The sequence below is a fragment of the Amycolatopsis sp. NPDC003865 genome (assembly GCF_053605345.1).
Genome location: NZ_JBSGJA010000036.1, coordinates 1 through 24,027 on the forward strand (window position 1 = coordinate 1; position 24,027 = coordinate 24,027).

Here is a 24,027-nt window from a genome sequence, read left to right on the forward strand (position 1 = left end):
CACTTACCGGAGACCTCACCTATTTCGGCATCCAACACGCCCAGCACGGCCAACTCCAGCCCAACCCGCCGGAGACAACTTCGATACAGGCCCTAGGGCGCCGGGGCCTCGGAATCCGGCTGCAGCATCCCGAAGATGTTGCCTTCGGTGTCCTTGCAGTACGCCAGCCACCCCACGCCGGGCACCGGGTTCTTCGGCAGCGCCAGTGATCCGCCCGCCTCGCTCACCGACTCCAGTGCCGCGTCGAGGTCGGGGACCGCGATCGTGTTCACGTACCCGTGCACCGGGGCCGATTCCGCCGGTGCCGGGCCGACGCGCGGGAGCAGACCGCCGTCGATGCCGTTGCCCTCGCCCGTCGAGATCACCCAGTAGGGCGCCTCGCCCCAGCGTTCGAACTTCCAGCCGAACACCGCCGAATAGAACGCCACCGCGCGTTCGGGTTCACCCGCGTGGATCTCGAAGTGGACGGGACGAGGCATGCGCGCCTCCTCGGGCCGGGCCGGCAACGTGCCGTGAGACTACGCCCGGCCCGGGGAAACTCACAGCCGCGGCCGCTCCGAAAGGGTCACGTCGGTGTCGAAGTCCGGGAACCCGGCCGGGGCGCTGCGGGCCGACAAGGCGGAGGCGGGCGGCAGCCCTGCCCAGCGCCGGACCGTCGCGGTCGCCGCCGCCGCGTCGGCCGCGGGCAGCTGGGCGATCTTCGACCCGTGGTTGCCGCCCGGCACGAAGTAGCGGTACGAATCCCGGCTGCCGAAGCCCAGCTCGAACGGCTCCGCGCCCCACGGGTCGTTCGAGCCGTACACGAACAGCAGCCGCGTGCCGCGGGACTTCACCCAGAAGTCGATGTCCGGCATCGCCGGGTAGTCGAAGCGGGGCAGCTTGATCGATGCCGGCACGAACGTCTTCGGCTGGTCGGCGCCGGGGTAGCGCAGCAGGTCGCGCAGGTAGCCGTCGTAGGCCTCCGGCGAACCCAGCTGGACCGCCGCCTGGTAGTAGTACGGGATGTACGGCGCCAGGTCCTGGTCGGAGTACGTGGTGAGGCTCTCCACCTTCTCGTACCAGGCGTAGACGTCGGCCGCGGGCGCGCCCGGCGCCGGCACCGTCGCGCAGTCCGCCTGCTTCTGGTACTGCCAGAACGCGAAGTACGAGTCGATCACCGAGATCTCGAGGGACTTGTCGGCCGAGCCCACGATGGAAAACGTCAGTCCGCGACGAGCCGCGTCCGCCGCCGCGATCGCGCCCAGCTCGTCACGCCGCTTCAGCGCGTCCCGCTGGATCGCCTTCAACGCGTCGCGGCACGCGGGGTCGGTGCCGACGCGCGAGAGGAACCGGTTGTAGACGTCGACCGGGTCGATCACGTCGTTCGGTGCGACGTACGGGATCGTCGCGTCGACGTCGTCGGGGAAGAAGCGCCGGAAGTAGGTCGCCGTCATGCCGCCCTTGCTGCCGCCGGTGGCCAGCCACTTGCCCGGGTAGATCGCCTTGAACGCCTGGACCGCGCGGTGCTCGTCCGCGGCGGCCTGCCAGATCGTCAGCTGCTTCGCCCAGTTCTCCGGCTGGGGCCGCGACGGCGTGAAGTACCGGTACTCCATCGAAAGCTGGTTGCCGTCGACGATCTGCGTCGGCTCGGACCGGTTCGGCGCGGTGCTGACGTTGTAGCCGCTGGTGAAGGCGACCGTCGGCGCGGCGAAGTCGCGGTGCAGCAGGGTGAACCGCTGCTCGAACGTGCCCGCGCCGGGGTGGCGGTGGTCGGCGGGCTGGGTGAAGGTCAGCTCGAAGAACCGGTACCCGGCCGGTGCCGGGTCCTCCTTGACGACCGTCAGCCCGGGGATCCGCGCGAGCGCGGTCTCGATGCCGGGCGCCGCGCTCGCGGCGGGCGCCAGGCCCACCACCATCAGCACGGCCGCCACGGCGGTGAACAGTCTGCGCATGGAGCACCCTCCCCGGCTCGATCCCACGTGGGACCCTCACAGAACCGGGCGCGGTCGGCAATCGGCTGTCCGGGCGCAGAATCGGTCAGGTTCCGACTTTCGGCGGGTGGCGCGGGCGTCCTCCTCCGTGCGCATTCGGGGGCACCGTGCGAGTTGTCGGGTGATCAGGGCCGCGTTACGGTCCGAATCCGTAGGCACCGGCATCGAGCGAGGGGTCCGCCATGAAGGTTTCCGACTGCCCTACGACACAGGTCGAAGTCCGCATCGCCGCGCGGCCGGCCGAGGTCTGGTCCTGGTTGCTGGACGTCGATCTGCCGGCCCGGTTCTCGACCGAGTTCCAGGGCGGCGGCTGGGTCGAGGGTGCCGAACCCGGCCTGGGCGCGCAGTTCCGCGGCCGCAACGCCCACCCGGTCGCCGGGGAGTGGGAGACGGTCTCGACGGTGACCGGCTACGAACCCGGGCGCCTGTTCGCGTGGGCCGTGATGGACGTGACGAACCCGGCCGCGTCGTGGAAGTTCGAGCTCGTCCCCGACGGCGACGGCACGATTTTGCGCCAGTGGGCCCAGATCGGCCCCGGCCCGTCCAACCTGACGGCGATCATCGGTTCGATGCCCGAGCACGAGGACGAGATCGTCGCGATGCGCCTCGGTGAGCTGCAGGGCAACATGCAGAAGACGGTCGAGGGCATCAAGGCCCTCGCCGAAAGCGGTGTCCGCGCCGCCTAGCCGAGCACTTCGTCCACATAGGACTTGACGGCGGCGAGCGCCGCGGGTGAGCGCCACAGCCGTTCGACCTCCGGGTCGTCGGAGTGGCGGTACTCGGCGATCCGCTCGTGGAAGGGCTGGCGGATCTGGGCCTTGGTGTGCGCGAACGGCTCGGCGGGCAGCCCGCCGAGCCGGGTCGCCACGGTCAGCGCCCGCTCGAGGGCGTTCTCCGCCAGCTCGTCGACCAGGCCGCGGGCGAGGGCCTCCTCGCCGCCGTACGTCGAACCCGAGTAGGTGAGGGACGGCAGGGGCGCCGTGCCGTACGCGCAGCGCAGGATTTCCAGTGCGGCCAGCGGGAACGGCACCCCGACGAGCAGCTCGGTCACGCCGATGGTGCCCGCGCCGAGGACGCGGTGGTCGCACGCCGCGGCGAGCACGGCGCCGCCGGCGATCGCGGGCCCGTTCAGCGCGGCCACCACCGGCCGCGGGCAGCCGAACACCGCCAGCAGCGCGTCGGACAGCAGCGGCAGGAACTCCGACACGTACGCCGCGCCACCGTCGCGGATCCGCTTGAGGTCGACGCCCGCGGAGAAGATCCGCCCGGTGCCGGTGAGCACCACCGCGCGCGCCGCCGACACCTCCTCCAGCCGGAGCACCAGCTCCCGGCAGGACTCGCTGTCGAGCGTGTTGGCCTTGCCGTGGTCGATCCGCAGCACGGCGACCTCGTGGTGGCGCTCCAGAGTGATCGGCACGCGCCCGACCGTAACCGCTCAGGTTTCCGGGCTCAACCGGACGACGCCGAAGTGCTCGCGGCGCACCAGCTCGGCGACCTCCTCCAGGGGGCGGCCCGCTGCGGGATCACCGCGACCGGCCGCCTCGCGGCTCAGCTCGTGATGTCTTTTTTGGCGAACCGGCGCCCGGCGTACAGGAAGAACACCGTCCCGTAGATCACCGCCGAGAGCATGCCGCTGGCCAGGTTGGTCCAGTCGACGTCGGTCGAAATCAGGTCCATCCACGAGAACGCGTAGTGCGTCGGCAGGTAGTTCCGGAGCCCCTCCAGCGCCGTGATCTGGTCCAGGATCTGCGACAGGATCGCCACCAGCACCGCCCCGCCGACCGCGCCGAGCGGGGCGTCGGTCGACACGCTCAACGCGAGCGCCAGGCCGGCCACCCACGCCAGCTGCAGGGTGATGTACACAGTGGACAGCGCGATGGCCAGCATGCTGTCGCCGAAGGAAACCGCGTCGCCGGTCGGGCTGATCGCGTCGCCCGCGCCGTACCAGATCAGCCCGACGACCAGGGACATCACCGGCAGCAGGACGAGCGCGAACGCCGAGAGCAGCCCCGACACGACCGCCTTCTGCCGCAGCACCCGCTGGCGCGGCACGGGCACGGCCAGCAGGTACTTCAGGCTCGACCACGACGCCTCGCTCGCGATCGTGTCGCCGAAGAACAGCGCCACGATCATCGGCAGCAGGAACGTCCCGGACACGAACAGCGCCAGCACGACGAAGTTCGGCGCCGAAGCCGTGGCCAGGTCGACGAACCCGCCGCTGCGCCGGTTCGGGTTCGACTGCCCGAGCTCGAACGCGATCACCAGGATGAACGGCAGGATCGCGACGAACCCGAGCAGGAACTGCGTGCGCCGCCGCTTGAGCTGGCGCCGCAGCTCGACGCCGAGCCGCAGCGTCCGCCGGGCGCTGTAGCCCTCGACGGCGCCGTCCGGTCCCACGCCGGCGTGCTCGGCCGACGCGATGTCGCTCAGCTCGTCCAGCGCGTGCGGATCGGTGTGCACACCCTCGGTGCTCATTTCGCCTCCGCGGGCAGTGTTGATGGCGCCTCGGCGGAGAAGAGAGCCTCGGCGGTGAGTACGTCGGCGGTCATGACTCTTCTCCGACCAGTTGCAGGAACGCGTCTTCCAGCCGGCGCCGGGGCCCGGCCTGCTCGACCGCGACGCCCGCGCGGACGAGCGCCGCGACCGCGTCGGCACGCGGCAGCCCGTCGAGGTTGGCGTGCACGAGGTCGCCGTCGACGTCGACCTGGGTGACCCCGCCGACCGCCTTCAGCGCCGCGGCGGCCGCGGCCGGGTCGTCGACCCGGAACGTCGCCTCGCCGCCCGCCGCGGCCAGCTCGCCGACCTCGCCCGAGGCGACCAGCGAACCGCGGTGCATCACCACGACGTGCGTGCAGGTCTGCTCGACCTCGGCCAGCAGGTGGCTCGACACCACCACCGTCCGGCCGGTCGCGGCGTACCGCTTCAGCACCTCGCGCATCTGGTGGATCTGGGGCGGGTCGAGCCCGTTGGTCGGTTCGTCGAGCACCATGAGCTCCGGCAGGCCGAGCATCGCCTGCGCGATCGCCAGCCGCTGCCGCATGCCCTGGCTGTAGGTCCGCACGCGGCGTTCGACGGCGTTGCCGAGCCCGGCGATCTCCAGCGCCTCCGCGAAGTGCGCCTTCTCGGCGGGCCGACCGGTCGCGGCCCAGTACAGCTCGAGGTTCGCCCGGCCGGACAGGTGCGGCAGGAAGCCGGACCCCTCGACGAACGAGCCGATCCGCGACAGCACCGGCGCGCCGGGGGCGATCTTGTGCCCGAACACGCGGATGCTGCCCGCGGTCGGCGTGATCAGGCCCATCAGCATCCGCAGGGTGGTCGTCTTGCCGGCGCCGTTCGGCCCGAGCAGGCCGAGCACCTGGCCCGGCTCTACGCGGAAGGAGAGGTCCTTCACCGCGACGAACCCGCCCGCGTACTGCTTGCGCAACCCCTCGATGACCAGTGGCGTCGTCGCGAGCTCCGGGTCGACGTCGGTGGCGCGACGGCGGCGAAGCGCCGCGAACAGCACCGCGGCCAGGCCGATCGCCAGCGTGACGCCGATGCCGGCCAGCTGCCCGACCGGGGCCGGCGAACCGACCGACGTCCCGGGCACCACCGGCACGGCCAGCGCGGTGCCGCCGGCCAGCGCGACGCGGAAGACCGCGGGCGCGGCCGGGGTGGCGAAGGCCTGGTCGGTCGTGCCGACGACCAGCCGCAGCGAGTGCCCGCCCTCGATCGGGCGGACGATGCCGGGCAGCGTCACGGTGACCTCGACCGGCGTGCCGTCGGCGGGCAGCCCGCTCACCCGGAACGGCGCGATCGCGTTGGCGGGCAGCACGCGCGAGCCGTCCTGGCCGACGTCGTAGAGCTTCGCGAACAGCACCGCGTCCGGCTGCGGGTGCGCCGGGTCCGCGGCGACCTGCAGCCGCACGGTGGACGAGCCGCTGACGACGACCTGCCCGTCCACCGGCGCGGTGGTGAACTGCGCGGCCTGGCCCGGCGGGTCGTTGCTGAACAGCGCGCCCAACCGCGACGTGCTGCTCGCGACGCCGTTGAGCCCGGGGATCCCGCTCACCGCGGAGGGGTTCGCCCCGGCCGGGCGCACGACCGGCTGCGCGGGACCGGACATCGCCAGCAGCCGCCGCTCGGTGGCGGGGCCGGTCAGCCCGGGGTAGGCGGCCGCGTTGACCGTGCGGACCGACGGCGTCCCGTTGGCGCGCAACGTGCCCTGGACGTCGTAGCTGAACCCGGTGCCCGGGTCGCCGCCGTTGACCGCGCTCCACAGGAAGTCGCCGATCTTGGCGCGCAGCTGCGGTCCGGGCTTCCCGCCGTCGTGGCCGCCGGTGTACCAGATCGTCTTGACCTTGCCGCCCGCCGCGGTGATCTGCCGCGCGGTGGCGTCGGACTGGTCGAGGCCGAACAGCGTGTCGCTCTCGCCCTGCACCAGCAGCGTCGGGACGGTGATCTTGCTCGTCACCGACGCGGGGGAGACGCGGCGCAGCAGGTCGACGCTCGCTTGGCTCGCCTCGCCGGTGGTGCCGAGCTCGGTGTAGGCGCGGCAGACCGCGGCGGTGAACCGGCCGCACGGGTCGGCCGGTCCGCCCGGGCGCCCGCCGCCCGCGCCCGGGGGCACGGCGGGGACGGCGGCCGCGGCGGCGGTGCCGGCCGCGCCCGTCGACCCGGTGTCGGTCGCCTGGCCGGCTTCGGGGGCTTCGGCCGACGGCGAACCGCTCGCCGCCGCGCCCGAGCCCGCCGAGAAGAAGATGCCGGCCCAGCTCTTCTTGAACACACCGTCGGTGGTGAACGCTCCGGCGGCCGGGGTGCCCGGCGCGGTGAGCCCGGGCGTGGCCGCGTTCGGGACCAGGCCCTGCGCGAGGTCGTTGTAGGTGATCACCGGCGCGATCGCGTCGACGCGCTTGTCCGTGCCGGCCAGCAGGAGCGACAGCGCGCCGCCGTAGGACGCGCCGGTGACGGCCACCTTCGGGTCACCGTCGGCGGCCAAGGTCACCTGGTGCCGCGCGACGAGCCGGTCGATCAGCCGGCTCGCGTCGGCGACTTCGCCGTCCGGGTCGTTGAGCCCGATCTTGCCGGTGCTCTTGCCGAAACCGCGTGCGGACCACGTCATCACGACGAAGCCCTTCCGCGCGAGTTCGCGGGCGTCGTCGGCGACGCTGTTCTTGTCCCCGCCGAAGCCGTGCGCCAGCAGTACCGCGGGCGCGGGCACGGTGGCGGGGAGGTAGGTGGTCGTGTCGATCTTGACCTGCTCCGCCGAGCCGGGCGCGGCGGGCAGGTCGATCAGCGCGTCCTGCGTGGGCACCGGCGCGGGCGCCGCGGGACGCGTGATCCAGAAGACCGCGCCGGCGGCCAGGACCGCGACGACGGCGACGAGCGCGGTGAGGCGGGCTCCGCGGGTGCGCGGGAGCGGGAGTCGGGGCACGAAGTGACCGTAGGTGAAGTTTCCTGAGAGTGTCCTCACCGGCTCACGTCGATCACACGCCAGGACCACCTGGTGGACCGAAGTGACCGAAATTACAGGACCAACCTGGTGACGTGCGCGATCCCGGCTGGCGCTCGGGCGGGGGGAACCGGCAAACTGGACGCGCTGTGAGGGGAGTATTCCTTCGCGGCGGTGTCGTCAGCACGGTGGCCCTGCGCCCCCGGCACCGTCGGCCGGTGTTTTCACCGGCGGGAGAGACCTCCGGTTAGTTGCTCATGCGCACTATCCGGAGGTTCTGGTTCCATGACTGTCCCCCTGTGGCTGTGGATCGCCACGATCGGTGGCCTGCTCGCGCTGATCGCGCTGGACCTGGTCATCGTCGATCGCAAGCCGCACGAAGTGACCACGGGGGAAGCCGCTCGCTGGGTGATCTTCTACATCTCGTGCGCGGTGCTCTTCGGTGCCGGCGTGTGGATCTTCGCCGGGCACGACCCGGGTGTCGAGTTCTTCACCGGGTACATCACCGAGTACTCGCTGAGCGTCGACAACCTGTTCATCTTCATGATCATCATGGCGTCGTTCAAGGTGCCCGCCATCCACCAGCACCGCGTGCTGCTGGTCGGCATCCTGCTCGCGCTGGGCTTCCGCAGCGTCTTCATCGCCATCGGCGCCGCGCTCATCGAGCAGTTCGTCTGGGTGTTCTTCCTCTTCGGCGCGGTGCTCGTCTGGACGGCGGTCAGCATGCTGCGCGGCAAGGGCGAGGAAGAGGAGTACCACGAGAACGCCGTCACCCGGCAGGTCCGCAAGATCGCCCCGGTGACCGACGACTACCACGGCCACCACTACACGGTGAAGCTCGACGGCAAGCGGATGATCACGCCGATGCTGCTGGTGATCGTGGCCATCGGCTCGGCGGACCTGCTCTTCGCGGTCGACTCCATCCCGGCGATCTTCGGCATCACGCAGGAGGCGTTCCTCGTCTTCACCGCCAACGCGTTCGCGCTGATGGGCCTGCGGCAGCTGTACTTCCTGCTCGGCGGCCTGGTGACGAAGCTGGTCTACCTCACCTACGGCCTCGCGGTGATCCTCGCCTTCATCGGCGCGAAGCTGTTCCTGCACGCCCTGCACGAGTACCACGTCGTGCCGGACTGGCTGGACATCAACAACTGGATCTCCCTCGGGGTGATCGTCGTCGTGCTGACCATCACCACAGTGGCGAGCCTGGCGAAGGCCAAGCGTGACGAACGCAAGCAGGTCGCCGCGTAAATCCCGACTTAAGGTCGTTCGCAGCGCTAAGGATTTCCGGTACGGTCGGGGACGTGCGTCCTGCCGACATCGAAGCCCTCGTCGCCCCCGGCCGTCCCGCGCTGCGCGGGAACCTCCTGCTCACCGCGGTGAAGAAGCCCGACCTCGCCACGAACGCCGCCCACAGCTCGCTGCGGCGCGTCTCGCTCGACGGCGGGGAAACCGCGTGGACGCACGGTCCGCGCGACTCGGCGCCCGCCATCTCCCCGGACGGGCGCTGGGTGGCGTTCCTGCGCGCGGGGGAGGGCAAGGGCGCCGAAGGCAGCCCGCAGCTGCACGTCATGCCGGCCGACGGGGGTGACGCGCGCCGCGTGACGTCGCTGCACCTCGGCGTGGGCGAGCCGGTGTGGGCGCCGGACTCGCGGCGGATCGCCTTCACCGCCCGGGTGCCCGAACCCGGCCGCTACGGGACCGAAGACGCCGACGGCGAGACGCCGGAGCCGGCCGCCGAGGCCCCGCGCCGGATCACGCGCATGGACTACCGCATCGACGACACCGGCTTCCTGCGCGACCGCATGCAGCGGCTGTTCGTCATCGACGTGTTCGACGAGGACGCGCCGGACCCGGAACCGCTGACCGGCGACGGCTTCGACGTGGCCGGCCCGGTCTGGACGCCGGACGGTACCCGCGTGGTCTTCACCGCGCCGCCGGACTGGGGCGCGTCCGAGAGCGACCACCGCGACGTCTGCGCGATCCCCGCGGCGGGCGGCGAACCCGAGGTCGTGGTGCGGGGCGCGGGTTTCTCGGAGCGCCCGGCGTTCGGCGCCGACGGCACGCTGTTCTACTTCGGACAGTCCTTCGACGAGCACCGCGAAGCCGCCATGACCGGGCTGTACGCGGCGACGCCCGAGTTCGGCGCCGGCCCGGTGAAGGCCCGCCGCCTCACCGACATCGAAACCGTGGACTGCGAGGCGTCGGCGGGGCCGCCGGCACCGCGCGAAGGCGACGTGCTGGTGGCCGTCCGCCACCGCGGCGCCGTGGAACTGCGCGCGGTGCCCTTCGCCGCCGCGGACGCCCCGCTGGCCGACCTGCCGGTGGTCTACGCGGACCGCACGGCGGTGCGGTCGTTCACCCTCGACGGCTCGGTGCTGGCGGCGGTGATCGCCACCCCGTCGTCCGCCGGCGAGGTCGTGCTGATCGGCGCCGGCTCGAAGGTGCTGACCGACTACTCGAAGCCGTTGCGCGACAAGGGCATCCGGCCGATGGTCGAACTGGAGACCACGGCGCCGGACGGCTACCCGGTGCACGGCTGGCTGGTGCTGCCCGAGGGCGAAGGCCCGCACCCGGTGCTGCGCGTGGTGCACGGCGGCCCGTTCACCCAGCAGGACTGGGCGGTGTTCGACGAGGCCCAGGTGTACGCGGCCGCGGGGTACGCGGTGGTGCTCGGCAACCCGCGCGGGTCGGCGGGCTACGGCCAGACCCACGGCCACGCGATCACGGAGGCCTTCGGCACGGTCGACGTCGACGACGTCCTGGCGCTGCTGGACAAGGCGCTCGAACGGCCGGACCTGGACGCCTCCCGCGTCGGCATCATGGGCGGTTCGTACGGCGGGTTCATGACGAGCTGGCTGGCGGCCCACCACGGCGAGCGCTTCAAGGCGGCGTGGAGCGAGCGCGCGGTCAACGCGTGGGACTCGATGGTCGGCAGCTCCGACATCGGCTACTTCTTCGTGGACGCCTACATCGGCGCTTCGCCGGAAGTGCAGCGCGAAAAGTCGCCGCTTTCCTACGCGGAGCAGATCAAGATCCCGTTCGCGGTGGTGCATTCGGAGCAGGACTGGCGCTGTCCCCTGGAGCAGGCGCAGCGGATGTTCGTCGCGCTGCGGCGGGCGGGCGCGCCGGCGGAGTTCCTGCTGTTCCCCGGGGAAGGCCACGAGCTGTCCCGCTCCGGCCGGCCCCGGCACCGCGTCCAGCGCTTCGAAGCGATCCTCGAATGGTGGGGCCGGCACCTGTGACCGTGCCCGAGGTGGACTTCGAGCTCGAGACGTGGCGGATGGTGCTGTTCCGGGAGGGACCTCGAGCGGCGGAGATCTCCGAGGAGATGGCGCGCGAGCTGCGGGCCCGGCACCTGTCGGCCGCGCGGCAGCAACAGGCGGCGGGGACGTTGCTGTTCGCCGGGGCGGTCCCGGAGCCGGCTTCGGCGTTGCCGGTGACGGGGGTGGCGTTCTTCCGGACGTCGGAGGCGGAGACGCGGGCGATCCTCGACGCGGATCCGGCCGAGCAGGCGGGGCTGATCGCGTCGGAGATCGTCGGGTTCGTGTGCCCGCGGGGCACGCTTGGCTGACGGGCTGGTCTGCTTCGACGTCGACGGGACGCTGGTCCCCGGCACGACGTCGTGCGCGTGGGTGGCCGCGGCGCTGGGGCACGAAGCCGAGCTCGTCGCGGCCGAAGCGGCCTACGACGCCGGCCTGATGACGAACCAGGAAGCCTCGGTGATCGACGCCCGCGGCTGGGCCGGGCACACCGAAGCCGAAATCGAGGCCCGGCTGGAGACGCTGCCACTGGTCGGCGGGATCGCCGAGACGGTGGCGTGGTGCCACGACCGCGGCCTGCGTCCGATCCTCACGACGCTGGCCTGGACGCCGGTGGGGCGGATGCTCGCCGCGCGGTTCGGGTTCGCGGCGTACTGCGGGCCGGTGCCCGAAGCCGGGAACGGCCGCTACACCGGCCGGGTCGCCCGGCACTTCGACGAGTTCGGCAAGCGGGACTTCGCGCTGGCCCAGGGCATCGCGCCGGAGCGGTGCGTCGCGGTGGGGGACGGCCGGTCGGATCTGCCGCTCTTCGCCGCCGTCGGGATGAGCATCGGCTTCAACGCGAGCGCCGCCGCCCGCGCCGTCGCGACGCACCTCGTCGACGGCGACGACCTGCGGGGGATCGTCCCGCTGCTGGACGCTCAGTTCAGCAGCGTGTAGTTCAGCTCCTCGCAGACCCGGCCGAGCGGGACGTCCAGACCCGGGTGGTCCAGCGGCAGCAGCACGTCCGGCGCGATCGGCAGCGCCGCGCCCGCCGGCGGGTCCCACAGGCAGATCGCCGGGTCGCCGGAATCCATCGAAGAGCGGTACCAGAGGCCGTCCAGGTCGCTGAACGCGCCGCGGATCGCGCGCGCCCACGCCTGCGTCAGCTTCTTCGGCCCGCTCGAGATCTCCTGGGACGCGCCCACCCGCGTCGGCCAGAGGCCGGTCAGGTCGAGCAGCCTCAGCGTGCGCGTCGGGCGGACGACCACCAGGCGCGGCCCGCGCGTGCGGCGGTCGACCGTCGAGCTGGTCTGGAAGACCTCCGCGATCGACGTGCGGACCGTGAGGCCGAAGTAGAGGACCCCGTTCGCCGGGTCGGTGACCGGCGTGCCGCCGCGGCCGGGTGACTGCTGGTCGAACCGGCCGTGCGGGAGCGGACCGGTGTAGCGGAACGAATTCCACTGCTGGGGGTGGTTGCCGTGCGCCGTGAAGATCCGCACGAGCCTGGTCGCGGGCTGGACCGTCACCACGTCGTTGGCGCGGTTCAGCTGCCGGACCAGGACGGATCGGGCGGGCGGCAGCGGTAGCCGGGCCATGGGTCGGGGGTGGTCCGTCCTTGTCGGTGATCTTGCTCGGGGACGCTCCAGCCTAGAACGGCGAGCCGAGCGTGGCGATGAGGCGGGCGATGTGGTCCGGGTCACCCCCGGAGAGGAGCCACTGCCGCGGGGTCGCCGGGTGCTCGTTGATGACCAGGTCCGGCTGCGGTGTGCTCATGAACGCGGCGACGACCAGCGCGGGCTGGTCGTCGGGGAGGGCCTTGAGCACGACTTCGAGGCCGGGTAGCACGCCCGAGCCGGCGAACTGCCACGCCGGGAGCCGCCAGCCGCCGTCCTTCCAGCCGGTCAGCCTGCCTTCCTTGAGGCGGTGCCGGATGCGGCTGTCGTCGACGCCGAGGGCCCTGGCCGCCTCGTTGACGCTGAGCGCGCCTTCGGCGAGGACGGCGTGCGCGGCCACGGTGCGGGCGCGGAAGTCCGGTTCGCCCTCCCGGCGCGGCGAGAGGTCCAGGCCGACGTCGGTGAGCGCGGCGCGCTGGTCGGCGGAGAAGTAGTGCGAGGGATCGGGGTTCGGTGGGGACAGTCTGCGCGCCGCGTCTTCGACGAGCGTGAGGAACTCGTTCGCGTCGACCTTCAGGCCCGCCTTGGCGAGGATGTTCTCCAGCGCTACAGACATGGGATTCAGCCTAACCCGAAACAGCGCGGGTGTGCGGGTTCGTGCGCTTTCTTGCCCGATCTGTGGGTGAATTCACCAAAGATCGACACTTATTGCACATCACTCAACACGTTGAGTAGGCAACTTCCGGTCAGTCTGACGGCATCGGGCGACGAAGTCCAGGCTTGACAGTGTGCTTGCGCGGACTTACGTTCCGTGTGAGTAAACGATTTCCGCTCCGTGCTCACGGGATCCGGCGGGTTCGCGCCGGTCATGGGGGACACAGGGGGTGGGGCGTGCCTGGGGGGCCTGGCACGAGCCGGCCCCCCGGGCACGTCGCTCCGGCCCCCGCGCACGTGAGCCGGCCCCCGTGTCAGCGGCGGGAACTCTTCCGCTCGATCAGGGTCGCCTCGAGCGTCGTGGTGGTGGCCTCGCGGCCGCTGTCCGAAATCCGGGCCAGCAGGAGCTGCGCCGCCACCCGGCCGACCTCGTACGCAGGCTGGGCGACCACCGTCAGGGGCGGGTCGATGAGCGTCGTCCACGGGGCGTCGTCGAACGAGACGATCCCGACGTCGCGCCCGGACCGCAGGCCCCGCGACGACAGCGCCTCCAGCACGCCGATCGCCATCGTGCTGTTCGCCACCAGCAGCGCGTCCGGCGGCTGCGGCTCGTCGAGCAGCTCCAGCGCCGCCAGGCGGGCGCCCTCGGCGCGGTACTCCGCCCGCCGGGACACGACGTTCGCCTCGCCGACCACGTCGGCGTAGCCCGCCAGGCGGTCGTCGGCCGTGCGGACCCCCGCCGGCCCGGTCAGGCAGCCGACGCGGCGGTAGCCGCCCGCCAGCAGGTGCCGCGTCGCGACGGCGGCCGCGTGGCGCGTGTCGACCAGCACCTGGTCGCCCGTCGCGGCCGGCAGCGGGCGGTCGACCGCCACCAGCGGCGTGCCCTGGCGGCGCAGGCCCTCGACGTTCGTCGACCGGCCGGTCGGCGACAGCACCACCCCGGCGACCCGCTCCTGCAGCGCGACCTCGATGTAGCGGCGCTCCTTGTCCTCGTTTTCGTCGGAGTTGCAGAGCACCACCGAGTAGCCCGACCGCTGCGCGAGGTCCTCGACGCCGCGCGCGATGGCCGTGAAGAACGGGTTTTCGACGTCGGAGATGATGAGCGCGAGGACCGCGGTCTCCTGCCGGCGCAGGTTCCTGGCCAGCCCGTTCGGGTGATATCCCAGCTCAGCGGCTGCTTCCTGCACCCGCGCGGCGAGTGTCGGGTCCACAGTGGACTTGCCGTTGAGCGCGCGCGACACGGTCGCCGTGGAGACGCCGGCCCTCGCCGCGACGTCGCTGATGGTGGCCACACGCCCTCCCTGATCACCGGTCGAGGGGAGGATAGCGCTCTTGGTGGGCGTTTACCGTCCGCTTGCCTTACCGGGTGATGGCCCACTTCCGGTTGACCGCCCGGGTTACGCCGAACGGAGCCGGTCACGCTCCGCCGCGTCCACAGTGGAGGGACGGGGGAAGAAGGCGCGCGGGGTCAGCCCGGTGAGGGCCCGGCAGTCCCGGCTGAGGTGCGCCTGGTCCGCGTACCCGGCGGCGACGGCGAGCGCGGCCAGCCCCGGAACGTGCGGAGCGAGCCCGACGGCCCGCTGGAACCGGGCGACGCGCAGGTAGGTGGCCGGGCCGTACCCGACCGCTTGGACGAACCGCCGCCGCAACCGCCGCTCGCTCACGGCGGCGATCCGGGCCGGATCGGCCTCTCGCCGGTCCCGCAGCGCCACCGCCTCCGCGACCCGCGCCGCGCCCGCGTCCAGCCTCTCGATCAGCTCCGCCACCGCGCGATCGGCCGCGTCGGCCTCCGGTAGCCGCGACTCCACCGCCGCCACCGGTGACAGCTCACCCGCCAGCAACCGCTCCGCCAGCTCCTCTCCTTCGCGCCCCCACAGCTCGCCCAACGGCACCCGCCGGTCCCGCAGCTCGTCGGCCGCCACGCCCAGCACCGCCGGGGCGTGCCCCGGCTTGAACCGGACACCCCGCACCACCGCGCCCGGCCGGGTCACCGACGACCACGCCGCCGTGTCCGGGCCCGCGACGAACACCCCGCCGTCGCCGACGACCAGGTCCAGGCAGCCGTCGGGGACGATCCGCTTCGGGCCCGCCGACGCCGATCGCCACACGCAGCGCGCCACGCCCGCCAGCCGCCGGGGTGGTGCCGCCTCCTCGTACACACCCCGATCATGCACCCGGGCACCGACAAAAACCGGACGGCCCCCGTTCGGGTGAAACCCGGCGGGTAACGGCTAACGCGCGGTGAGGTCACGGCGAGATAGAGATCGACGCACCCGGCGAGGGTGCGCGCGACGAGAGAAGACCTCTTCATGGGTGCTCACACCGCGAACCGCGACCAGGGCCGCGCCAGGTCGGCCGGCAGCGTCGTGGTCGTCCTGGGGGTGCTCGCCGCGGCCTTCGCGGTGACGTCGTTCGTCGTGCCGCGGTCGGCTCGCGGGCCGGCCAAGGTGGAGCCGGTCGCCGCGCCGGTCGTGCCGGCCGCCGTCGCCACCGCGAGCCACTCCGTCGTCTACGAACTGCTCGGCGCGCACGGCGCCCAGGACGTCACCTACGCCGGCGCCGGTTCTGTACTGACCCAGCACGCCGAGGTCGCCACGCCGTGGTCGGCCGCGTTCACCCGGGTCGGCCCCGCCGGCCGCACCGAGTTCTACAGCGTCGCCGCGCGCAACCCCGGTCCCGGCGAGCTGCGCTGCCGGATCCTCGTCGACGGGGTCGTCGTCGCCGAGAAGACCGTCGCCGAGCCGGGCCGCCAGTTCACCTGCGCCGTCTGACGGTCACCATGAGCGGCGTGAACGACGCCGCGATCACCTTCGGGCCCGCCCTCGTGGCGGTGCTGGTCCTGCTCGCCGTCGCCGCCACCGCCGTCGTCCGGGCCGGGGGGCTCGGGCGGGGCCGGGACGTGCTGATCGCCGCGGTCCGCGCGGTCGCGCAGCTGGCCCTCGTGTCGTTCGTGATCACCGCCGTGCTGCGCTCGGCGCCGCTGACCGGCCTGTTCGTCCTGCTGATGTTCGGCATCGCCGCGGCGACGTCGGCGCGCCGCGCCGGCCGCTGGGCGAACCTGCCCTGGACGGCGCTGGCCATCGCGGCCGGGGTCGCGCCGGTGCTCGCGCTGGTCCTCGGCGCCGGGGTGGTCCCGCCGAAGCCGATCGCCGTCGTGCCGATCGCCGGCATCGTCATCGGCGGCGCGATGACCGCGACGTCGCAGGCCGCCCGGCGCGCGCTCGACGAGCTCGAAGCCCGGCACGGCGAGTACGAAGCCGCGCTCGCGCTCGGGTTCCTGCCCCGCCCCGCCGCGCTGGAGATCTGCCGCCCGTCGGCGGGCCACGCGCTGATCCCGGCGCTGGACCAGACCCGCACCGTCGGGCTGGTGACGCTCCCCGGCGCCTATGTCGGCGTGCTGCTCGGCGGTGCGGGGCCGATCCAAGCGGGGCTGACGCAGGTGCTCGTGCTGATCGGGCTGCTGGCCGCGGAAGCCGTTTCGATCCTGGTGACCGTGCAGCTCGTCGCGGCGGGCAAGCTCAGCCGAGCGGCGTAGCCAGGTGGGCGGTGTCGTTGAAGCGCCGGATGATCCAGCGGTCGTCGTGGACCACCAGGTGCGAGATCGAGCCGTTGTCCGCGCCGAGGAACGCGAACCGCTCGATCGAGCGGCTGGCCTGCGCGAACACCTCGCCGATCACGCCGCCGTGGGTGAACACCGCGACCCGCTGGCCGGGGTGGGCCGCGGCGATCCGCGTCAGCGCGCCGCGCAGCCGGGCGCCGAAGGCCTCGTCGGACTCCGCGCCCGGGATGACGTCCCAGCGCTGCTCGGCCCAGAGCCGCTCGATGATCGGGTGGCCGTCGGCGCTGTACTTGCGGAAGAGGCCGTTCTCCCAGTCGCCCAGGTGGATCTCGCGCAGGTCCCGCTCGACGGCCGGGGTCAGCCCGAGCTTCTCCGCCAGCGGCGCGGCGGTCTCGGCGGTGCGCCGCAGCGTCGTCACGTAGATCGCGTCGATCCGCTCGCCGGCCAGCCGGTCGCCGACGCGCCGGGCGTGGTCGCGGCCGTCCGGCGCGAGTTCCGGGTCGGCCTGGCCCTCGACCAGGGTGAAGGGGTTTTCGCCCCGGGCGGGAGCCGACTCGCCGTGGCGCACCAGGAAGATCTCCGTCGCGCCCGGCGGCGGGCTGAAGCGGTGCTGGCGGTACTCGATCTCCTGCTCAGGGGTGCTCATGGCCCCGAGGTTAGCCGAGTTGCTTGTCCACGAAGCACCACCGCCACGTCTCGCCCGGCTCGAAGCTGCGCATGACCGGGTGGCGGGATTCGTGGAAGTGCCGCGTGGCGTGCCGCCGCGGCGAGGAGTCGCAGCAGGCGACGTTGCCGCACTTCAGGCACATCCGCAGGTGCACCCAGGTCGTGCCCTCTTCGATGCAGGCGGCGCACGTGTCCGGCGAGCTCGGGTCCTTCTCGACCCACTCGTGGGCCAGGTGCTTGCACGACCCCGCCGTGGCGGTCGGGGTGCGCAGCTCGCGGCCCTCGATGTCGGGTTCTTCCTCGTCGCGGTCCAGCATGGACTCTTCGATGTCGAGCCGCTCCAGGACCTTGCGCAGGACGTCGTCGTCGGCGCTGCCGCTGTCGCGGGCCTTGAGGAACTGACGCCGCTCGACGTCGAGCAGCTCCAGGCGCAGGCGGCGGTAGGCGTCGCTCGGCGTCTCGGCCAGCGCGCTCTGCCTGCCGAGCTGCTCCCACGCCGAGTCGGCGCGGTGCTGCAGCCGGTCGCGCAGGCGCTGGATGATCTCCGGCGGGTCGTCGTCGGTCCGGATCTCTTCGAGCTTGGCCAGCGCCGCGCGGGTCATGTCGTGCAGGACGGCTGCCTCCTGCAGCGCGTCCTCCGCCGGGTCCGGCCGCGGCAGGCGCAGCTTCCGGATCAGCGGCGGCAGCGTCATGCCCTGCACGGCCAGGGTGCCGGCCACGACGACGAACGCCGCCAGCACCAGCACGGCCCGCTGCGGGGTGTCCGCGGGCAGCACGAACGCCGCGGCGAGCGTGACCACGCCGCGCATGCCCGCCCAGGCGATCACGGCCGAGTAGCGCCACGGCCAGATCTTCGCCCGCGGTTTGTCCGGCAGCAGGCGCCGCTCGACCCGCTTGACGGTGCCGATCCCGGCCATCCACAGCACGCGGGTGACGATGGTCGCGCCGAGCACGGCGACGCAGATCCAGGTCAGCATCGCCAGCGACAGCCCGCTCTCGCCGACTTCGGCGAGGATCCGCCGCAGCTGCAGGCCGATCAGCAGGAAGACCATGTTCTCCAGCAGGAACGCGATGGTCTGCCAGTTCAGCCGGGACGCCAGCCGGGTCGAGCCGGACAGGATCTGCGGCGCCTTGTGCCCGAGGATGAGCCCGGCGATGACGACCGCGAGCACGCCGGAGCCGTGGATCGCCTCGGCCGGGATGTAGGCGATGAACGGGACGGCGAACGACAGCGCGGTGTCGAGCACCGGCTCGTTCAGCCGGGCGCGGACGAACGCCGCCGCGAACCCGACGACGAGCCCGACCACGGCCCCGCCGATGGCCGCGCGGAAGAAGTCGGCGCCGACCTGCCACAGGCTGACCGAGCCGGCCAGCGCGGCGATGGCCGTGCGGAGGGCGACCAGCGCGGCGGCGTCGTTGAACAGGCTCTCGCCTTCGAGCAGCCGGATCAGCTTGCGCGGCATGCCGACCCGGCGGGCGACCACGCTGGCGGCGACCGCGTCCGGCGGCGCGACGACGGCGCCGAGCGCGATGCCACCGGCCAGCGGGAGCCCGGGGATCACCGCCCAGGCGACCACACCGACGCCGAGCGTGGTGAACACGACGAGCCCGACCGACATCAGCCCGATCGCGCTGCGGTTCTTCCGGAAGTCGACCAGTGACGTCTGGATGGCCGCCGAGTACAGCAGCGGGGGCAGCAGGCCGAGCAGCACGACCTCGGGGTCGAGGTGGTACTCGGGCACGCCGGGGATGTAGGAGGCGACGACGCCGACGACGATCAGGCACAGCGGGGCGGACCAGTCCAGCCGCCGCGCTCCGGCGCTGACGAGGAGGACCGTCACGACCAGCGCCACTATCTCTGCCGCGATGTGCACGGGGTAATCATCACCCGCGGGCCGCGGCGGGTGTCACCGGGCCAGCTCGGTGAGCACCTCGGCGACCAGCTGCGTGTCCAGGTACTCGGTGATCTCGCGGATCCGGCCGTCTTCGAGGCGGAACACGAAGCAGTACCGGTTGTCGTACCGCGCGCCGGTCTTCGTGGCGACGCTGCCCTGCGTCTCGACCACGACGACGTCGTCTTCGGCGACGAACCGGCTCGCGGTGCTGGTGTAGGTGCCCTCGAACTGCTCGCCGAGCGGGCCCAGCAGGTCGCGGCGGACGGAGACCTTGCCGACGAAGCTGCCGGACCAGCTGTTGTGCCCGCTGACGGTCCAGGTGACGTCGTCGGCCATCGCGGCGAGCAGGGGCCGGATGTCGCCGGTGGCCCAGGCGTCGAACGCGGTTCTCAGCAGTTGCTTGTTTTCGGCTGCGCTCATGGCTCGTAGTCAACACGCTGGAGCGCACTCCAGGGCAAGTTCGTAGGCTGGCCGCGTGACGACGGTGGAGATCGCGGCCGGCGCCCTGCGCGGGTCGGAGCGGGACGGGGTCAGGACGTTCCTCGGCGTGCCCTACGCCGAGCCGCCGGTGGGGGAGCTGCGGTTCCGCGCGCCCCGGCCGGTCCGGCCCTGGTCCGGGACGCGCGACGCGACCGAGTGGGCGCCCCGCGCGCCGCAGCCCGAGCTGACCGGACGTGGTTTCACCGGCGACGAGGACTGCCTCCACCTCAACGTCTACGCGCCCGCGGACCCCGGCTCGTACCCCGTGCTGGTGTGGATCCACGGCGGTGGTGGCGTGCTGGGCGCGCCGCACCAGTTCGACGCCTCCGCGTACGCCCGCCGCGGTGTCGTCGTCGTGACCATCGCCTACCGGCTCGGCGTGCTCGGGCTGCTGCACCTGCCCGGGGTCGCCGACTCGAACCTGTCCCTGCGCGACCAGGTCGCCGCCCTCGAATGGGTGCGGGAGAACATCGGCGCGTTCGGCGGGGACCCCGGCCGGGTCACGCTCGCCGGGCAGTCCAACGGCGGCCGGACCGTCGGGACGCTGCTCGCCGTGCCCGCCACGCGCGGGCTGGTCCACCAGGCGATCGTGCAGAGCGGGACCGGCGTCGGCTCGGTCGTGCACACCCCGGCCGAGGGAGCCGCGATCGCCGAAGCGGTCCTTTCCGAGCTGGCCGCCGCGCCGGAGGACCTCGTCACCCTCCCGGTCAAGCGGATTCTCGAGGCGCAGCAACGGGTTTCGGCCACGTCCGGGACCAAGGTGACCTACCGCGTGGTCGTCGGCGACGAGCTGCTTCCCCGGCGGCCGCTGGACGGCGTCCGGGAAATCCCGCTGCTGATCGGGACGACGGCCGACGAGGAGGACCTGTTCAGCTGGCTGCAGTCGGGCGGCGCGAAACTGCTCGGCGTCGGCTCGACGATGCTGACCGCCGAAGAGATCGAGAAGGCCGTCGAGGCGTACACCGGCCTGCTCGACTGGCCGGAGGACCAGATCCGCGACCGCGTGCTCACCGCGGGGGACTGGTGGCTGCCCGCGATCCGCTTCGCCGAGAAGCAGCGGGACGCCTGGATGTACCGGCTCGACTGGCGGATCGCCCCGCGCGGTAGGGGACTCGGCGCGGTGCACGGGCTCGACCTGCCGCTGGTGTTCGACGACATCCGGAACAAGAACTGGCGGTTCCTCTTCGCCGGCCGGACGTTCCCGGCCGAGCGGATGCAGGCGATGGCGACGGAGATGTTCGACGTGTGGGTCCGGTTCATCGCGACGGGCGACCCGGGCTGGCCCCGCTACCGCGCCGAGGACCGCGTCACGCGGATCTTCGACGACGTCTCCGCGACGGTCGCCGACCCGGACCGCGAGCAGCGCCTCCTCTGGGAATGACCGAGGGCGGCACTTTCACGTGAAAGTGCCGCCCTCGGCCCCGGAGCTAGACGGTGATCTTGTCGAGGTTCGGGCCGCCGTTGGCGGTCGTCGCGGTCGCCTTGATCTTGTTCGTCCCGGCGGTCAGCGTCACCGGGACCGTGACGGTCTGCCACGTATCCCAGTTCCCGGTGCCGCCGAAGGCCACTCCGGACGCCACCTTGGTTCCGTTGACCGAGATGTCCATCGGCCGGTTCGTCGTGGTGCCGTTGGCGAACCGCAGGACGACGTTCGCGCTGCCCGCCGACGCCGCGGTCACGGTGAACTCCACCGCGCTGCCGGTCGCGTTGTCGTAGTTGACGAACCCCGTACCGGTGAAGCCCGTGTGGTTGGACTCCGCGACGCCGCCTGCGATCGTGGCGTCCTCGGCCTGGTAGTCCACCGGGTTGCCGGGGCCCGGGTCGACCGTGCCGTCCGCCGGGATCGTCTTCGTCCCGGTGTTCCAGCCCGCGACCCGCACGGACGGCTTGGCGCCCTTGAGGTCCGCGGTCCGGTACGTCGCCGTCAGCGTCGTCGACTCGCCCGGCCAGAGGCTGACCTGGTTGTCGGTCCAGCGCACCGGCAGCACCGGTGCGCCCGCCGCCCCGACCACGTGCGCGTCGACGAAGAACGCCGGCACCTTGCCGGACGCCGGGTTCGTCAGCGTCACCTTGGTGGTCGTGGTGCCGTCACCGTTGGTGGTCGTGGCGGCGGCCGACCCGAGCGAAACCTGGGCCAGGCCGTTCAGCCCGGACAGGTCCGCGTAGGCCGACTGCGGCGTGTAGTACCAGTCGCTCGAGTCCCAGTTCAGCGTGTCGGCCTTGGTGGACAGCCAGTAGACGTTGCGGCTGACCTCCTTGCCCGACGAGTCGGTGAGGACCAGCTTCGCCAGGTACGTCGTCGAGAGCCCGCTCACCGAGCCGATGGTCAGCGCGGTGGTCTTCGCGCCGTCACCGCCCACCGAAACGGCCTTCGACTGGGTGAACTTCTCCGTGCCGTCCAGGTTGTACAGCTTGACGGACGCGGTGAGGCCCGACGCCGCGTCGTGGTTGTGGTTGACGACCACGACGGACTTGGTGTCGTACGAGTACTGGATGTGCAGCGGCTCGTTCGCCTTCTTGGCCCCGAAGTACGAGCCGTTCTGGTCGAGGTAGGCGTCGAACAGCTGCCAGTGCAGCGACGTCCAGCCGCTGTTGAGCATCCAGTAGATGATCCCGGTGGCCGGGTTCGAGCCGTCGCTGAAGTTGCGCGAGTGGGACTCGAACTCGGCGCGGACGTTCTCGTACTGCGCCAGCTGCGCCTTCCGGACGAAGTCGTCCAGGCTCGCGGGCTTGCCGTAGCGGTTGGTGAGCGCGTCGCCGAAGAGCTTCAGGTTGGCGAACGTCGAGGACGACGACCGGTGGTACTGCGCGGTCGACGGGCTCTTCCACATCGTGTCGAGCTCGCTCGAGGACATCATCCGCTTGAGCGTGTCCATCGTCGGGATGTCCGGCCCGGCGCTGGTCTCGGAGTTGAAGCTCCACGCGCCGCCGAGGTCGCCGTGCGCCTTGTCGTACCAGTAGTTCGGCGGGACGTAGTCGTACGGGCCGTTCATCTTCATGCCCGACGAACCGAGCTGCGGCGACGACTTCGCCGACGCGGCCGGGACCACCGGGGTGGGCCAGTCCGCGGCGGACAGCGCGTCGAGGTAGTTCTTCTCGATCGTCGCGTCGGGCGCGAAGTCGCTGCCGATGAGGAAGGAGATGACGCTCGGGTGGTCGCGCAGCCGTTCGGCCTCCGCGGTCATCGACGCCTTCGCGACCGGGTAGTCCGCGGACGTCCACGGGTCACCCTTCTCGTCGCCGTTGACCTGGCCCTCCCACTTGTCGCAGCACTCCCAGCCGGGCAGCGTCAGCACGCCCATGCGGTCGGCGAGGTCGAAGAACTCGTCCGGCTCGATGTGCCCTTCCAGGCGCACGGTGTTGAGGCCGAGGTCCTTGACGTAGGCGAGCTTGTCGGCCGCGTACTGCTCGTTCCAGCGCAGGAACAGGTCCGGCGAGTAGCCGCCGCCCTTGATCAGCAGCGGGCGCCCGTTGATCGTGTACGCGCGGCCGCCGCTGGAGTTCTTGTTCGCGGTCACCGTGCGCACGCCGAAGCTGGAGTGCGAGGTGTCCGACGCCGCGCCGCCGACGCTCGCGGTCAGGTCGAGGTCGTAGAGCGGCTGCGCGCCCATCCCGGCCGGCCACCAGAGCTGCGGGTTGTCGATCCCGACCGCGCCGAAGGTGACGGTCTTCTTCTCCTTCGCCGCCAGGCTCACCGTCTGGCTGATCGGTTTGCCGGCGACGGAGCCGGAGACCGTCGTGCTCACCGCGCTCGCCGAGTCGTTGCGGACGTCGGCCTTCACCGTCAGGTCGGCGTGGCTGGTCCCGGTCAGCTTCGTGACGACGTGGCCGCCGCGCAGCGCCACCGGGCCGCTGCGCCGGACGAGGACGTCCCGCACGATGCCCATGTTCTGGTCCGGCGGGGTCTGCGCCCAGTCGATCCAGCCCATCGACAGGTCCTTGTTCGGGTCGTTCGGGTAGACCTTGAACGCGACGCTGTTCGTGCCGGCCTTCACCAGGGACGTGATGTCCAGGTCGTGGCGGGTGTAGGCGCCGGTGACCTGCGTCTTGTCGGCGACGCGCGTCCCGTTGACCCAGACGTCGGCCTTGGACAGCACGCCGCTGAAGTCGAGGTAGGTCCGCTGGGTGGTGTCGGTGACGGTGAGGTCGGTGCGGTACCACCACGGGACCTGGAAGTCCGCCGTGGGGACGTTCTTCATGTTCGTCGAATAGAACGGGTCGGCGTACTTGCCGTTGGCCAGCAGGCCGGCGTAGACGGTCGAGCGCGGGCCGACCGGGTACCAGCCGTTCGTGTCGTAGCCGGGCTTGGACACCGCCGAGTCGTCGCTCACCCGCGCCGACGTCTGGATGAGGAAGCCGGGGACGGCGGTGGCCGGGCCCGCGGCCGCGACCGCCGCTCTCGCCTGCTCCTGCCCGGTGGCGGCCGGGACGCTCGCCCCGCTCACGGCGACGGCGAGCACCGCCGCCGCGACGAGGGTCCTTCTTCTCTGCCGATAGCTCACTAGCGCGCCTCCTAG

The 24,027-nt window shown here is 72.1% G+C and carries 21 protein-coding genes; 8 read left to right on the forward strand and 13 right to left on the reverse strand.

All coding sequences use genetic code 11. The features are described from left to right. Window positions 1-92 precede the first annotated feature (92 nt). Together ACWEVP_RS47115 and ACWEVP_RS47120 are read right to left on the reverse strand one after the other, a co-directional pair. Complete coding sequence (locus tag ACWEVP_RS47115) at window positions 93-479, reverse strand: VOC family protein (protein ID WP_452069135.1); 387 nt, start codon at window positions 477-479, stop codon at window positions 93-95. A gap of 60 nt (window positions 480-539) precedes the next feature. Continuing rightward, window positions 540-1,931 (reverse strand): S28 family serine protease, encoded by a 1,392-nt coding sequence (locus ACWEVP_RS47120; RefSeq protein WP_452069136.1) that lies wholly within the window; start codon window positions 1,929-1,931, stop codon window positions 540-542. A 221-nt stretch (window positions 1,932-2,152) separates the two neighbouring features. Here ACWEVP_RS47120 and ACWEVP_RS47125 point away from each other — a divergent pair, with 221 nt between their 5' ends. Further along, window positions 2,153-2,656 carry an SRPBCC family protein gene (locus tag ACWEVP_RS47125; RefSeq protein WP_452069137.1) on the forward strand — a complete coding sequence of 168 codons (504 nt, stop codon included), beginning with the start codon at window positions 2,153-2,155 and terminating at the stop codon, window positions 2,654-2,656. On the opposite strand, the gene ACWEVP_RS47130 is transcribed toward ACWEVP_RS47125, so the two are convergent. The 3 genes from ACWEVP_RS47130 to ACWEVP_RS47140 all read right to left on the reverse strand — a co-directional run bounded on the left by ACWEVP_RS47130 (window position 2,653) and on the right by ACWEVP_RS47140 (window position 7,383). Continuing rightward, entirely contained in the window at window positions 2,653-3,387 is a 735-nt protein-coding gene (locus ACWEVP_RS47130; RefSeq protein ID WP_452069138.1) for an enoyl-CoA hydratase/isomerase family protein, read from the reverse strand. The genes ACWEVP_RS47125 and ACWEVP_RS47130 overlap by 4 nt on opposite strands. Window positions 3,388-3,518: 131 nt before the next feature. Further along, a complete protein-coding gene (locus tag ACWEVP_RS47135) occupies window positions 3,519-4,445 on the reverse strand; it encodes an ABC transporter permease (RefSeq protein WP_452069139.1) in 927 nt (308 codons plus the stop codon). 70 nt (window positions 4,446-4,515) lie between these two features. Beyond that, window positions 4,516-7,383, reverse strand: coding sequence for an alpha/beta fold hydrolase (locus ACWEVP_RS47140; RefSeq protein ID WP_452069140.1), 2,868 nt, complete (start codon window positions 7,381-7,383; stop codon window positions 4,516-4,518). 303 nt (window positions 7,384-7,686) lie between these two features. Here ACWEVP_RS47140 and ACWEVP_RS47145 point away from each other — a divergent pair, with 303 nt between their 5' ends. From ACWEVP_RS47145 to ACWEVP_RS47160, 4 genes are read left to right on the forward strand one after another with little or no spacing between them, the layout of a single operon-like run. After that, window positions 7,687-8,649, forward strand: coding sequence for a TerC family protein (locus tag ACWEVP_RS47145; RefSeq protein ID WP_452069141.1), 963 nt, complete (start codon window positions 7,687-7,689; stop codon window positions 8,647-8,649). Window positions 8,650-8,702: 53 nt separating this feature from the next. Next, the gene (locus ACWEVP_RS47150; protein ID WP_452069142.1) at window positions 8,703-10,643 is read left to right on the forward strand and encodes an alpha/beta fold hydrolase; all 1,941 of its coding nucleotides are present in this window, start codon (window positions 8,703-8,705) and stop codon (window positions 10,641-10,643) included. An 11-nt stretch (window positions 10,644-10,654) separates the two neighbouring features. Further along, window positions 10,655-10,972 (forward strand): YciI family protein, encoded by a 318-nt coding sequence (locus tag ACWEVP_RS47155; protein WP_452069143.1) that lies wholly within the window; start codon window positions 10,655-10,657, stop codon window positions 10,970-10,972. After that, window positions 10,965-11,600 carry an HAD family hydrolase gene (locus ACWEVP_RS47160; RefSeq protein WP_452069144.1) on the forward strand — a complete coding sequence of 212 codons (636 nt, stop codon included), beginning with the start codon at window positions 10,965-10,967 and terminating at the stop codon, window positions 11,598-11,600. Before ACWEVP_RS47155 ends, ACWEVP_RS47160 begins: the two co-directional genes overlap by 8 nt. Here ACWEVP_RS47160 and ACWEVP_RS47165 read toward each other — a convergent pair. From ACWEVP_RS47165 to ACWEVP_RS47180, 4 genes are all read right to left on the reverse strand, one after another. Continuing rightward, window positions 11,582-12,238, reverse strand: a complete 657-nt coding sequence (locus ACWEVP_RS47165) for an RES family NAD+ phosphorylase (RefSeq protein ID WP_452069145.1) — start codon at window positions 12,236-12,238, stop codon at window positions 11,582-11,584. The genes ACWEVP_RS47160 and ACWEVP_RS47165 overlap by 19 nt on opposite strands. Window positions 12,239-12,290: 52 nt before the next feature. Then, window positions 12,291-12,872: a DNA-binding protein gene (locus ACWEVP_RS47170; RefSeq protein ID WP_452069146.1), complete on the reverse strand. Its 582-nt coding sequence runs from the start codon at window positions 12,870-12,872 to the stop codon at window positions 12,291-12,293. Between the two features lie 352 nt (window positions 12,873-13,224). Then, complete coding sequence (locus ACWEVP_RS47175) at window positions 13,225-14,202, reverse strand: LacI family DNA-binding transcriptional regulator (protein ID WP_452069147.1); 978 nt, start codon at window positions 14,200-14,202, stop codon at window positions 13,225-13,227. A gap of 105 nt (window positions 14,203-14,307) precedes the next feature. After that, window positions 14,308-15,069 carry a helix-turn-helix domain-containing protein gene (locus ACWEVP_RS47180; protein ID WP_452069148.1) on the reverse strand — a complete coding sequence of 254 codons (762 nt, stop codon included), beginning with the start codon at window positions 15,067-15,069 and terminating at the stop codon, window positions 14,308-14,310. Between the two features lie 150 nt (window positions 15,070-15,219). Between ACWEVP_RS47180 and ACWEVP_RS47185 the strand changes: the two genes are divergently transcribed. Further along, complete coding sequence (locus ACWEVP_RS47185; RefSeq protein WP_452069149.1) at window positions 15,220-15,681, forward strand: MmpS family transport accessory protein; 462 nt, start codon at window positions 15,220-15,222, stop codon at window positions 15,679-15,681. Between the two features lie 17 nt (window positions 15,682-15,698). Further along, window positions 15,699-16,445: an ABC transporter permease gene (locus tag ACWEVP_RS47190; protein ID WP_452069150.1), complete on the forward strand. Its 747-nt coding sequence runs from the start codon at window positions 15,699-15,701 to the stop codon at window positions 16,443-16,445. On the opposite strand, the gene ACWEVP_RS47195 is transcribed toward ACWEVP_RS47190, so the two are convergent. The 3 genes from ACWEVP_RS47195 to ACWEVP_RS47205 are packed head-to-tail and all read right to left on the reverse strand — an operon-like array spanning window position 16,429 to window position 19,450. After that, a complete protein-coding gene (locus ACWEVP_RS47195; RefSeq protein WP_452069151.1) occupies window positions 16,429-17,115 on the reverse strand; it encodes a histidine phosphatase family protein in 687 nt (228 codons plus the stop codon). The genes ACWEVP_RS47190 and ACWEVP_RS47195 overlap by 17 nt on opposite strands. A gap of 10 nt (window positions 17,116-17,125) precedes the next feature. Further along, window positions 17,126-19,009: a Na+/H+ antiporter gene (locus ACWEVP_RS47200; RefSeq protein WP_452069152.1), complete on the reverse strand. Its 1,884-nt coding sequence runs from the start codon at window positions 19,007-19,009 to the stop codon at window positions 17,126-17,128. A 33-nt stretch (window positions 19,010-19,042) separates the two neighbouring features. Then, window positions 19,043-19,450, reverse strand: a complete 408-nt coding sequence (locus ACWEVP_RS47205; protein WP_452069153.1) for a nuclear transport factor 2 family protein — start codon at window positions 19,448-19,450, stop codon at window positions 19,043-19,045. Window positions 19,451-19,505: 55 nt separating this feature from the next. On the opposite strand from ACWEVP_RS47205, the gene ACWEVP_RS47210 reads away from it, so the two are divergent. Then, a complete protein-coding gene (locus tag ACWEVP_RS47210) occupies window positions 19,506-20,891 on the forward strand; it encodes a carboxylesterase/lipase family protein (protein ID WP_452069154.1) in 1,386 nt (461 codons plus the stop codon). 46 nt (window positions 20,892-20,937) lie between these two features. On the opposite strand, the gene ACWEVP_RS47215 is transcribed toward ACWEVP_RS47210, so the two are convergent. Next, entirely contained in the window at window positions 20,938-24,012 is a 3,075-nt protein-coding gene (locus ACWEVP_RS47215) for a glycosyl hydrolase 2 galactose-binding domain-containing protein (protein WP_452069155.1), read from the reverse strand. Window positions 24,013-24,027 lie beyond the last annotated feature (15 nt).

What these genes read in the sequence shown, in the direction of transcription:
- ACWEVP_RS47135 (WP_452069139.1), bottom strand. Translation starts at nt 4,445, where the DNA reads ATGAGCACCGAGGGTGTGCACACCGATCCGCACGCGCTGGACGAGCTG.
- ACWEVP_RS47170 (WP_452069146.1), bottom strand. Translation starts at nt 12,872, where the DNA reads ATGTCTGTAGCGCTGGAGAACATCCTCGCCAAGGCGGGCCTGAAGGTC.
- ACWEVP_RS47115 (WP_452069135.1), bottom strand. Translation starts at nt 479, where the DNA reads ATGCCTCGTCCCGTCCACTTCGAGATCCACGCGGGTGAACCCGAACGC.
- ACWEVP_RS47145 (WP_452069141.1), top strand. Translation starts at nt 7,687, where the DNA reads ATGACTGTCCCCCTGTGGCTGTGGATCGCCACGATCGGTGGCCTGCTC.
- ACWEVP_RS47185 (WP_452069149.1), top strand. Translation starts at nt 15,220, where the DNA reads ATGGGTGCTCACACCGCGAACCGCGACCAGGGCCGCGCCAGGTCGGCC.
- ACWEVP_RS47165 (WP_452069145.1), bottom strand. Translation starts at nt 12,238, where the DNA reads ATGGCCCGGCTACCGCTGCCGCCCGCCCGATCCGTCCTGGTCCGGCAG.
- ACWEVP_RS47205 (WP_452069153.1), bottom strand. Translation starts at nt 19,450, where the DNA reads ATGAGCGCAGCCGAAAACAAGCAACTGCTGAGAACCGCGTTCGACGCC.
- ACWEVP_RS47195 (WP_452069151.1), bottom strand. Translation starts at nt 17,115, where the DNA reads ATGAGCACCCCTGAGCAGGAGATCGAGTACCGCCAGCACCGCTTCAGC.
- ACWEVP_RS47125 (WP_452069137.1), top strand. Translation starts at nt 2,153, where the DNA reads ATGAAGGTTTCCGACTGCCCTACGACACAGGTCGAAGTCCGCATCGCC.
- ACWEVP_RS47120 (WP_452069136.1), bottom strand. Translation starts at nt 1,931, where the DNA reads ATGCGCAGACTGTTCACCGCCGTGGCGGCCGTGCTGATGGTGGTGGGC.